Annotated in this window: 1 protein-coding gene; it reads left to right on the top strand. The window is 71.0% G+C overall.

The window, feature by feature from the left end:
* Positions 1–770: 770 nt before the first annotated feature.
* Positions 771–3,997: nitrate- and nitrite sensing domain-containing protein (locus IJH84_RS21780; RefSeq protein WP_295148347.1), on the top strand; the 3,227-nt coding region annotated here is incomplete at its 3' end.

Genomic DNA, 3,997 nt, shown 5'->3' with positions numbered 1-3,997 from the left:
TGGGCTGCGCATCTCGGTCGTTTCTCCTCGGTCGGCGCGGGCTCCGCGGCGGTGCGGGCGCACTCGCAGCCGGTGCGGGGTCCGGCCGCCAGGGCGCGGGTGTTGATCTACTGTTGATCAACGTTCGGTTCGACGCTGATCACCTAGAGTGATAAGCGAGCCGTTTCGGGGAGCGTTGCGCTACCCGTTCGGCCGACCGGATCAGGTGTCGATGAACCGACGGCGACGGGATCATGCCCGATGTTCATCGACTCGCCGAATCGACGGACACCTTAAGTGATAGGCCGAACGAGTGGCGGCATGGGCGTGACGAGCCAGACCGACGGACTGAAAGCTACGCGTAGTGATCAGCGAGCCGAAGACGCACGTACACTCCTCTTTGGAGTGAACGTTATGCGGGTAGGTTACCTACCGTGTCCTTACCCACTTCCCCGTCGATGGTCCTCGCAAGTACCCTGTGCTGCGCTGGAACCCATGGCGTCCGGCGACCGTCCCAGACGGGAGCCGGTTCGCTGATCAGCCGAAGAAATGCCCGCTGAACTGCGGGTTCGTTCCTCGGTGTGATCGAAGTGTAGATTTTCGCAAGCGGTGCGAGCCTCCGCTGTTGTCGAAAGAGGAAGCCTGGAGTGGCCCGAGGAGACACAGGTCGCGAGCGCCTGAGCCGCACGGAACAGGCCGACGCCGATATCCACCACATGGGCGAGGCGCTCGGTACCGGAACTCAGTCGCTCGGCACCGGAGGTCGGAGCGATTCGCTCGGCCTCGGAACCGTGCAGCCGCGAACCGGTCAGGGGGACGGCGAGGGCGACTGGCGGCTGAGCAACTGGAGACTGCGCACCAAGCTGCTCGCGGTCCTGCTGATCCCGCTGCTCAGCGCAGTGGCGTTCGGCGGGCTGCACATCTGGGACGGGTTCGCGGAGTCCAACACCTACCAGCGCGCGCACGAGCAGGTGCGGCTGCAGAACGCCATGAACGGGCTGGTGCACCAGCTGCAGCGGGAACGCGACCTCTCGGTCTCCCGCGTCGCGGACGGCCGCTCGGCCGACCCGGCCGCGCTGACCCCGACCCGCTCGGCCGTCGACCAGGAACTCACCGGTCTGACCGGCCTGATCGACGCCTCCGACCCGGCGGTCAGCGACCAGTTCCGCACCGAAGCGCAGAACGTGCAGTCGCGGCTGAGCAGCCTGCGGCAGTCGGTCGACAGCACCAGCTACCCGGCCGAGGGGGTGCTGCGCAGCTACACCCAGAGCATCACCAGCCTGCTGAAGCTGAACCTGCAGGGCGTCACCGGCATCCGGGAACCGGAGCTGCAGCGGCTGGCCCTGGCCACGAACGCGATCGCGGACGCGCAGGAGGCCGCTTCGACGCGCGCCGCGCTGCTCAACGACGCGATCCGATCCGGGCAGTTCCGCACCGAGCAGGACCGCGAGCTGCTCTCGGCCGACGCCCGCTACGAGTCCGCGCTGAACTACTTCACCGCCGTGGCCAGCCCGGTCCAGGCGCAGCGCTACCAGGACACCGTGACCGGCGCCGAGGTCGACCGGGCGAACAGCATCGCGCAGACCGCGCTGGCGTACGACTCGGACAACCGCAACCTGCGTTCGCTGAACCCGCAGGAGTGGGACACCGTCGCGGACAAGCAGGTCAACCTGGTCAACCAGGTCGGCGACGAGCTGCGCGGCCAGCTGGAGCAGGCCAGCCAGCAAGCCGCGTCGAACGCGCAGCAGCGCACCATCCTCGCGACGGTCGCGACCCTGCTCGCGCTGATCGCCGCGCTGGTGGTGGCGTTCGTGGTGGCCCGCCAGCTGCTCGGTTCGCTGCGCACGCTGCGGCATTCCGCGTTGGACGTGGCCGACCGGCGGCTGCCGGACGCGGTCCAGTCGATCCTGAGCGAGGCGGGCCCCGGCGTCACGCACGTCGAGCCGATCCCGGTGCACAGCAACGAGGAGATCGGCAGGGTGGCCCGCTCGTTCGACGCGGTGCATTCGCAGGCGCTGCGGCTGGCCTCCGAGCAGGCGCTGCTGCGCAACAACGTCAACGACCTGTTCGTCAACCTGGCCCGCCGCAGTCAGACGCTGGTGCAGCGCCAGCTGTCCGTGATCGACCGGCTGGAGCAGGACGAGCAGGACCCGGACCAGCTCTCCAGCCTGTTCGAGCTGGACCACCTGGCGACCCGGATGCGCCGGAACAACGAGAACCTGCTGATCCTCGGCGGCACCGACCTGACCCGCCGGATGGTGCGGCCGGTGCCGCTGACCGAGGTCGTGGGTGCCGCGGTCTCCGAGGTGGAGCAGTACACCCGGGTCGCCGTCGCCGATTCGCCGGACCTGGCCATCCAGGGCCGGGTGGTCAACGACTTCGTGCACCTGGTGGCCGAGCTGCTGGAGAACGCGACGGTGTTCTCCAACCCGGACACCGAGGTCACCGTGCGCACCGCCTACCGCAGGCAGGAACTGGTGCTGGAGATCCGGGACCGCGGGGTGGGCATCGACTCCGCCGAGCTCAGCGAGATCAACGAGCGGCTGACCAGGCCGCCGGAGATCGACGTCGCGGTCTCCCGCCGGATGGGCCTGTACGTGGTCGGGCAGCTGGCCCAGCGCCACGACATCCGGGTGGACCTGCGCAACAACGGTGACCTGGAAGGCGGCGTGACCGCCAGCGTGCGGCTCTCCGGTGAGCTGGTCGTGCAGCTGACCCCGGACGGGCCGCGCCCGATGCCGGACGTGCAGCGGGTTTCCGCGGACGACCGGGAGACGGTGGACACCGGCTCGCACGCGGGCTTGGCCGCGGCGTTCGGCGGCGCCGCTTCCGGGCGCGACCCGGCGCAGCAGCTGCCGCCGGCCGAAGCGGAACCGCAGGCGAGCTTGTCCGGTGCCGCGCAGTTCGACCAATTCGATCAGCCCCGGACCGGCCCGGCGCCGTCGGCGCCCACCGGCAAGGGCGCGATCGAGAAGGTGTTCGTCTCGCCGGAGTGGGTCACCGAGGACGACGACCCCGCCGATCAGCTGGACTCCGCGCCGATCGAGCAGAGCCCGCAGGCCGCGCGGCAGGAACCCGCCGAGCGGGAATCCACGCGGCAGGAGCCCGTCCGCCGGGAGCCCGAACCGGAGCGGTCCGAAACCTCGCAGCCCGAGCAGCCGGCCGCCGAACCGAGCACCGACTACTCGGTCCGGCTCGCCGCCCGGAACGACTACGGAGTCAGCGACGTGCCTCGCTGGGACACCGCCGAGCGGCCCGCGATCCGGGACGAACCGCCGGAGCAGGCGACCACGGAACAGCCCGCAGCCGACGCGTGGCCCGCCGAGCAGGCCGCCGCCGACTTCGACGGCCAGTGCGGCACGCCGCCCGGCCTGGACGGCGTGCCCGAGCACGGCGGCCTGGACGACGAGACGACCACGTTCAGCCGCGTCGACGATGCGCGGGAAGACCTGTTCAACAGCCCGTTCGAGGCCGAGAAGACCCAGCAGTTCGCCCGCCCGTCGGCCGACTGGGAACCGGCTTGGCAGCCGGCCGACCCACCGGCGCCGAACGGTGCGGGCACCGAGCCACCGCCGCTGGGCATGGCTCACCAGCACCGCGAGGCCGACGACGCGCCGACCGAGCGGCTGCCGATCTACGAGGCGGTGCTCTCGCAGTGGTTCCGGGAGGAAGCCGCCGAAGCTCCCTCCTCGGGCTCCCCGGAGACGACCGGTTCGCAGTCGTTGAGCCGCGACCCGCTGGGCGGGTTGGCGAACGGCCGCAGCCGGTCGCGCACCGAACCGGACTCGTCCGCCGAATCCGATTCGCGGGCCGCCCAGCCCGCGGCCGGGCAGGCCGAGCAGCCGGTCGGCCCGGACCCGACGGCCGGCGCCGACGCGCTGGAAGCCCCGAGCGGGTTCACGGCCACGCAGTCGGCCCGCGCCGATTCCGCGGACCCCGGCTGGGGCTCGGCGGAGGTCGGCTGGCAGGCGGCCGAGGCGCTGGTGGAACACGCGAGGGGCGAGCAGGAGACCACCTC

It is taken from the genome of Saccharopolyspora sp. (assembly GCF_017434145.1).
In the GTDB taxonomy this organism is placed as follows: domain Bacteria; phylum Actinomycetota; class Actinomycetes; order Mycobacteriales; family Pseudonocardiaceae; genus Saccharopolyspora_C; species Saccharopolyspora_C galaxeae.
Note: the sequence above shows the minus strand (reverse complement) of the source record. Positions and strands in the feature narration are given on the sequence as shown.